At 36.1% G+C, this 7,174-nt stretch carries 7 protein-coding genes; 5 read left to right on the forward strand and 2 right to left on the reverse strand.

The window, feature by feature from the left end:
- Nucleotides 1-52 precede the first annotated feature (52 nt).
- The gene (locus tag E1171_RS11745; protein ID WP_155206197.1) at nucleotides 53-913 is read right to left on the reverse strand and encodes a tetratricopeptide repeat protein; all 861 of its coding nucleotides are present in this window, start codon (nucleotides 911-913) and stop codon (nucleotides 53-55) included.
- A 62-nt stretch (nucleotides 914-975) separates the two neighbouring features.
- Nucleotides 976-1,284 (reverse strand): HU family DNA-binding protein, encoded by a 309-nt coding sequence (locus E1171_RS11750; RefSeq protein WP_187696412.1) that lies wholly within the window; start codon nucleotides 1,282-1,284, stop codon nucleotides 976-978.
- Between the two features lie 150 nt (nucleotides 1,285-1,434).
- Between E1171_RS11750 and mutY the strand changes: the two genes are divergently transcribed.
- From mutY to recG, 5 genes are all read left to right on the forward strand, one after another.
- Nucleotides 1,435-2,505 (forward strand): A/G-specific adenine glycosylase, encoded by a 1,071-nt coding sequence (gene mutY / locus E1171_RS11755; RefSeq protein WP_246164297.1) that lies wholly within the window; start codon nucleotides 1,435-1,437, stop codon nucleotides 2,503-2,505.
- A 45-nt stretch (nucleotides 2,506-2,550) separates the two neighbouring features.
- A complete protein-coding gene (locus E1171_RS11760; protein WP_155206198.1) occupies nucleotides 2,551-2,991 on the forward strand; it encodes a single-stranded DNA-binding protein in 441 nt (146 codons plus the stop codon).
- Between the two features lie 30 nt (nucleotides 2,992-3,021).
- On the forward strand, nucleotides 3,022-4,383 hold the full coding sequence (gene gldE / locus E1171_RS11765; protein WP_187696413.1) for a gliding motility-associated protein GldE: 1,362 nt from the start codon (nucleotides 3,022-3,024) through the stop codon (nucleotides 4,381-4,383).
- 43 nt (nucleotides 4,384-4,426) lie between these two features.
- Entirely contained in the window at nucleotides 4,427-5,023 is a 597-nt protein-coding gene (gene gldD / locus E1171_RS11770; RefSeq protein WP_155206200.1) for a gliding motility lipoprotein GldD, read from the forward strand.
- Between the two features lie 130 nt (nucleotides 5,024-5,153).
- Nucleotides 5,154-7,174 (forward strand): ATP-dependent DNA helicase RecG (recG, locus tag E1171_RS11775; protein ID WP_155206201.1); only part of this gene is annotated, 2,021 nt, incomplete at its 3' end.

Genomic DNA, 7,174 nt, shown 5'->3' on the forward strand with positions numbered 1-7,174 from the left:
CTTTTCTTACCACAAGGCATAATTCGTAAATTTTTTTAAGTGAATAATTCGTTTAATTGTTAGTTAAATCTTCTAAATAACTATCTGCTGCGGCTTGAACCGAAGGATCGTTATCTAATTTTTTTACAGTTTCAAAGTGTTCGGCCGCTCTTTTTTTGTTCCCTGTTTCTTTATAAGAAATACCAAGTAACAAATGCGCCTGCACATTTTCGGGGTAAAGACTCAGCAAATGTTCAAATCGTTGGATAGCTCGTTCATATTGACCTGATTGAATAGATAGAGCCCCCATATTGAAAAGAGCAGCTTCATTATTCGGATCAACTTCCAAAACCTCCCTAAGCATGGTAATCCCTTGCATAGGATTGGAAGTCGGAATATAAGTCATGGCTATATTCGTTTTGGCTTCCAATTGGTTTGGATCCACCTCCAACACCTTTCCGTACCATTTCCTTACCTCTTTCCCCAAGTTTTGTTGCTGTTTTTCATCAGCAGCAAACTGAAAGGCCTGGTAATAGGCATTGCCTGCTTTTAGCCAGTAGTTTAGCTCAGGCATTTGTTTTGCAGCAACCACTGCATAATAAATAGCACTATCCAATTGGTTGACTTCATTAAAAATTCCGGCAATTGAAATAGCAAAATTTGCCTTTTCTTGCTCCGAGGTGCTATTTTCATAGCTTGCCTTTAATTCAGCAAGTTGATTTGACTCGATTTCTGATAACGCCCTACCTTGAAAATGAGTTACTGCAGCCGTTTGTTCGTTCTCTGCATCATTTCCATGATCATGGCCATCATCGGCGCTATGTCCGGCCGGAACCTCATTATTCTTATTGTCAACGACTACTTTTGGCATATTAAATAAAAGTACCACCAGCGCCGCTGCTCCTAAAGTCAATCCAATCTTTGATTTTGACATAAAAAAAAATAAAAATGCTTAATCCTCTCCATAAAACGGACCAAGCATTTACATTGTTTTAATTAGTTATCAGAAACAACTAAAGATACCTTATCTGAATTTTTAATTTTTTCCACAAATGCTTTTGACGGTTTGAAACTAGGCACAAAGTGCTCATCAATTACAATAGCAGTATTTTGAGAAATGTTTCTGGCGATTTTTTTAGCTCTTTTTTTGTTCACAAAACTGCCAAACCCTCTGACATAAATATTTTCTCCTTCTGCCATTGAAGCTTTAACCACACTAAAAAACGCTTCAACCGTAGTCTGCACATCTGCCTTATCAATCCCAGTCTTATCGGCAATTTGTGAAATAACCTCTGCTTTAGTCACCTTGTCTAAAAATTTAAATTAGTAAATATTCCTTAAAAAACTAATAACCAATTAATTTTGAGCCACAAATTTAAAAGCTCAATCGTGAAATAAAAAACAAAAGCGTAAAAATGAGCTTTTCTTTAATTTTTCAACTTCTAACGTAAAAGATTGGAAAGTATTTTTTTTGTCAATGGCGTAATGAATTGGTACAAAGATCACAAAAGAGATTTACCATGGCGTCACACCAATAACCCATATAAAATTTGGTTATCAGAGATTATTTTACAACAAACCAGAGTAAAACAAGGCTTACCCTACTACCAGCGTTTCATTGAAAAGTTTCCTAATGTACAGTCCTTAGCCCAAGCAGAAGAGGAAGAAGTACTTAGACTTTGGCAAGGATTAGGATATTATTCCAGAGCCAGAAACCTTCATGCCTGTGCTCAAATGATAACAAAAGAGTATGAAGGCACCTTTCCTACTAATTACGAGGAACTACTAAAATTAAAAGGGGTAGGTAAGTATACTGCTGCTGCCATCGCTTCTTTTGCTTTCAAGCAAGACGTACCTGTAGTAGACGGCAATGTGTTTCGATTGCTTTCCCGATACTTTGGAATTACCGAGGACATTGCCATCCCTAAAAGTTTTAAATCCTTTTTTGAATTAGGTCAAAAGCTTATTCCAAAAAAAGAACCAGATATCTATAACCAAGCGGTAATGGAATTTGGTGCCATTCAGTGTACTCCTAAAAATCCGGATTGTAAAAACTGTAATTTGGCTGATTCTTGTTTTGCCAATTCAAATCAAAGGCAGGAAGAACTACCCGTAAAAACTAAAAAAGTAAAAGTCCGAGATAGATATTTCCACTACTTCGTTATCAAATTAAAAGATCAACTGATCATGAAAAAAAGAGGGAGAAATGACATTTGGCAAGGCCTTTATGACTTTTTCCTTATTGAAGAAAATTCTTTTCAATCCCCTGATCAGTGGGAAAACAAAAATATTCTTTCCCTACTCGCTCAACCAGAAGTTGAGCTTCAAAATGAATCAAAAATTTATAAACATCTTTTAACACATCAACGCATTTATGCTAAATTTTTTGAGATAGAGATTAAAGACCAATTTGTAATCAATAAACAATTAAAATCCAGTGGTTTAGATTTTTTTAATTTTAATGAAATAAAAAATTTACCCAAATCCATTTTAATTAGTAATTATTTGGACGAGAAAGTTTTTTAACTAAATTGAAAATAGTTTATAATTACAGAATTAAATACTTTAATCATGGTAGGTGTAAATAAAGCTATATTAATAGGAAGATTGGGGAAAGACCCTGAAATTCGGCATTTAGAAAGTGGAGTGGCCGTTGCTAATTTCACATTGGCCACAAGCGAATCATATACCAAAAGAGAAACCGGACAAAAAGTAGAGCAAACCGAATGGCATAATATTGTGGCCTGGAGAAGGCTTGCTGAAATCACGGAGCAGTATTTAAAAAAAGGAAGTCTGGTGTATATTGAGGGCAAGATTACTACCCGACAATGGGACGATAAAGAAGGAAATAAGCGTTACACAACAGAAATTGTTGCTCAAAATTTAAGCATGTTGGATACCAAGGGTCAGGTAGCAGAAGGAACTTCCAGCCCATCTGCATCAATAAATAGTGGTGCAACCCAACCTGCTTCACCATTAGAAGAAAATACGGAGGATGATCTCCCGTTCTAATTTAAATATGTTTAACTAAAACTGATTTTTGTGGTAAATTTAGAAGACCCCTACCCCAGTTTATTCATAATTACCGAATCAATTAGCCTTACAATACTTTTTTATTCACTGGGTGGAGTATTTTTAGTACTATTATTATTGCTTTCTGCCCTCATATCAGGTTCAGAAGTGGCATTTTTTTCCTTGTCCTCAGAAGAAGTTTCCATCTGCCAACATAGCAAGGAGTCCACCGATCAAAAATTAATTCGACTTTTACGATTTCCAAAACGTCTCTTAGCTACTATTCTGATTCTAAATAATATGATCAATGTAGCTATTGTAACACTTTCCACATTTATCATGTGGGAAACAGTAGGAAGTAAAGTTACTGGGGGACTAATTATTACCTTATTGACATTTATTGTTACTACGGCTATTGTCTTTTTTGGGGAAGTAATTCCGAAAGTATACGCCAACCAAAATAATCTGTCTTTTGCCAGAAGAACAGCCCCATTTATAAATTTTGCATTTAAACTATTTACTCCTTTTTCCTGGATTTTAATGAAAATGAGTAGTTTAATCGAAAGTCAGGTAAATAAACGTGGTTACCAACTTTCCACTGATGAATTACATCAGGCCATTGAAATCACCACCAAAGACGACGAAACCACCACCGAAGAAGAAAAAGACATCCTGAAAGGCATTGTTAACTTTGGTAAGTTAAATGTTACACAGGTGATGCGTTCCCGTTTGGATATTACGGCTATCGACATTGAAGATAACTTCCATGAACTCATGGACCGCATCAATAAAACTGGTTTTTCACGAATTCCCATTTATGAAGAAACCATAGATAATATTTCCGGAATACTTTATATAAAAGACCTTTTACCATTTACGGAAAAAGATGAAAATTTCAATTGGCAGCGCTTAATTCGTCCTGGTTTTTTTATTCCGGAAAGCAAGAAAGTAGATGCGCTTTTGAGAGACTTTCAAGATAAAAGAGTTCATCTTGCCATTGTAGTGGATGAATACGGTGGCACCTCGGGACTCATTACTCTGGAAGACCTAATTGAGGAGATTGTAGGAGAAATAAATGATGAGTTTGACGATGAAAGTATCATTTACAACAAACTCGATGAAAACACTTACATCTTTGAAGGTAAAATTTCTTTAAACGATTTTTGTAAAACGATTAATGAAGATATCTCTATCTTTGATGAGGTAAAAGGAGAAAGTGAATCATTAGGAGGCCTATTGCTTGAAATCACATCCAAAATACCTCGAATTGGAGAGAAGATCCAATTTGACCGATTTATTTTTACAGTTGTGGCAGTAGATGCACGTCGAATTAAACGAATAAGGGTATTCATAAGTAACAGCAATACCCAAAAGCAAACTATGGCCATTTAATATTATTAAGTCCTCCCCATTTTATTGCTAGTAGATGAATCAAATGTGCAGAAATAGACATTTTTTTAATACCCTTTGTTGCCTTTTATTTTTTATTTCTATTTCATCCTGTTCTTCAGATGACTTTGTTCCGAAACCTAAGGGATATAACAGAATAGTTCTGCCTGAACATCAATATATCAACTTAGCCGACTCTTTTCCATATCAATTCGAATACTCCAGACATGCCAAGATATTAGCAGATTCTTCGTGGATGGCAGAAAGATACTGGATTTATATCTATTACCCGGAGATGGATGCCAATATTCAGCTCACTTATAAACCCATCAATGGCAACAAAAAAAGATTAAGGGAATATTTATCAGATTCCTACAAATTAACCGCTAAACATCAGATAAAAGCTTATGCTATGGAGGAAAGTTATTTTACTACTTCAAATAATCATACTGCAGTTTATACCGAATTAAGTGGTGAAGTACCCAGCCAGTTTCAATTTTTTACTACAGATTCCACCCAAAACTTTCTAAGAGGAGCGCTTTATTTTAATACTGCCACACAAAATGATTCTCTAGCTCCTGTTATCGACTATATTAAAAAAGACATTTTTCATTTGCTTAATACCACTTACTGGAAAAAATAATATTTATTACGATTTTTGAATTGGCATTAACCATGACAAAGAAACAAATTCAACTTATTTTGAAATAATTTTGTCTTGAACACCAAAAACACCTGGTTAAAAACTAATGCTCAATTCTTAATTACTTTTTATGGCTGGATTTTTTGACACCCATATTGAATATCTAAAAGGAGTTGGACCTCAAAAAGCCGCCCTTATCAATAAAGAACTGGGGATTTTCACCTTCAGGGAATTAATCCAGCATTACCCTTTTCGGTATGAAGACCGTACACGTTTTTATCAAATCTCAGAGATAAACCCAGACTTACCATATGTCCAAATAAAGGGAAAAATTCGTTCAATTGAAACTTCAGGAGAAGGGAGAAAAAAGCGTTTAGTGGCGCGTTTTACCGATAACAGTGGAGAAACAGAATTGGTTTGGTTCAAAGGAATTCAATGGGTCATCAAAAAGCTAAAAACAGGAGTCAATTACATTATTGTAGGTAAAGCAACGGCCTTTAATGGGGTAATCAATATAGTCCACCCTGAAATTGAAGTCCTCACCGAACAAAATGCTGCTGGTGGTTATTTTCAACCGGTCTATCATACCACGGAAAAGTTAAAATCCCGTTACCTCGATAGCAAAGGTATTTCGAAAATTCAAAAAGAACTTGTTAAAAGGGCATTACCTAATCTTCGAGAAACATTACCTCCCTCAATAGGAGAAAAGTATAGCCTGATGCCAAAACAAAAGGCAATTATTAACATTCATTTTCCTTCCAATACAGAAACCCTACAGAAGGCGAAATTTCGATTAAAATTTGAAGAGTTATTTTATATTCAACTTCGGCTATTAAAACTAAAATTGAGCCGTTCTGAAAAATTTAAAGGGCAATTTCTTAATAAAACAGAATTGCTCACTACTTTTTATCAGGAACACCTCCCCTTTGAATTAACCAATGCTCAAAAAAATGTTATAAAGGAAATTTATTACGATCTCCGTTCTGGGAAACAGATGAACCGATTGCTACAAGGAGATGTGGGAAGTGGAAAAACAATGGTAGCCTTCATTTGCATGTTACTTGCGGTAGATAGCAAAGCACAAGCCGCCCTTATGGCCCCCACTGAAATTTTGGCAGATCAGCATTATGAGGGTTTAAAGGAATATGCCAACCAATTGGGAATTAAAATTGGTAAACTAACAGGATCAACCCGGACAAAAGAACGAAAAATTCTTCACACCCAACTGGAAAGTGGAGAATTAGATATTTTGGTGGGAACTCACGCTCTCCTTGAAGACAAGGTTCAATTTAAAAACCTGGGACTCTGCATAATAGATGAACAACATCGTTTTGGAGTTGCACAAAGGGCCAAATTGTGGAGTAAAAACGCCTATGTTTATCCACATGTTTTGGTGATGACAGCTACACCTATTCCAAGAACCCTTGCGATGACCCTTTATGGCGATTTAGATGTTTCGGTTATTGATGAGCTCCCAGCTGGTCGAAAGCCTATAAAAACGATTCATCGATATGATGCCAACCGCCTGCAGGTTTTTGGATTTATTCGTGAGCAAATTCAGAAGGGCAGGCAAGTTTATATCGTTTACCCTTTGATTGAAGGTTCAGAAAAATTAGATTACAAAGACCTGATGGATGGGTATGAAAGTGTCCAACGTGCTTTTTCAGAATATCAGATCAGCATTGTCCATGGCAAAATGAAAGCCCAGGATAAAGACTTTGAAATGCAACGCTTCGTAAAAGGTGAAACACAAATCATGGTAGCCACCACTGTGATTGAGGTAGGGGTAAATGTTCCTAATGCCTCAGTAATGGTCATAGAAAATACTGAACGCTTTGGGTTAGCTCAACTCCACCAACTTCGTGGCCGTGTAGGGCGAGGGGCAGAACAATCTTACTGTATTTTAATGAGTGGGTATAAATTAAGCAAAGAAGGAAAAACTCGTATAGAAACCATGGTTCGTACCAACAATGGCTTTGAAATTGCGGACACTGACTTACAACTTAGAGGGCCAGGGGATTTAAATGGTACGCTTCAAAGCGGTGTTCCTGAACTTTCTATTGCGGATTTAAGCCAGGATGGTAAAATTTTGCAAATTGCACGGGAATCTGCACGAGAAATTCTTGAAAAGGATCCCAATCTAGAAGAGCC

This window comes from Xanthovirga aplysinae, assembly GCF_009711365.1.
Classification (GTDB): Bacteria; Bacteroidota; Bacteroidia; order Cytophagales; family Cyclobacteriaceae; genus Xanthovirga; species Xanthovirga aplysinae.

Coding starts and splice junctions, on each gene's coding strand:
- E1171_RS11760 (WP_155206198.1), top strand. CDS start 2,551: ATGGTAGGTGTAAATAAAGCTATATTAATAGGAAGATTGGGGAAAGAC.
- E1171_RS11745 (WP_155206197.1), bottom strand. CDS start 913: ATGTCAAAATCAAAGATTGGATTGACTTTAGGAGCAGCGGCGCTGGTG.
- gldD (WP_155206200.1), top strand. CDS start 4,427: ATGTGCAGAAATAGACATTTTTTTAATACCCTTTGTTGCCTTTTATTT.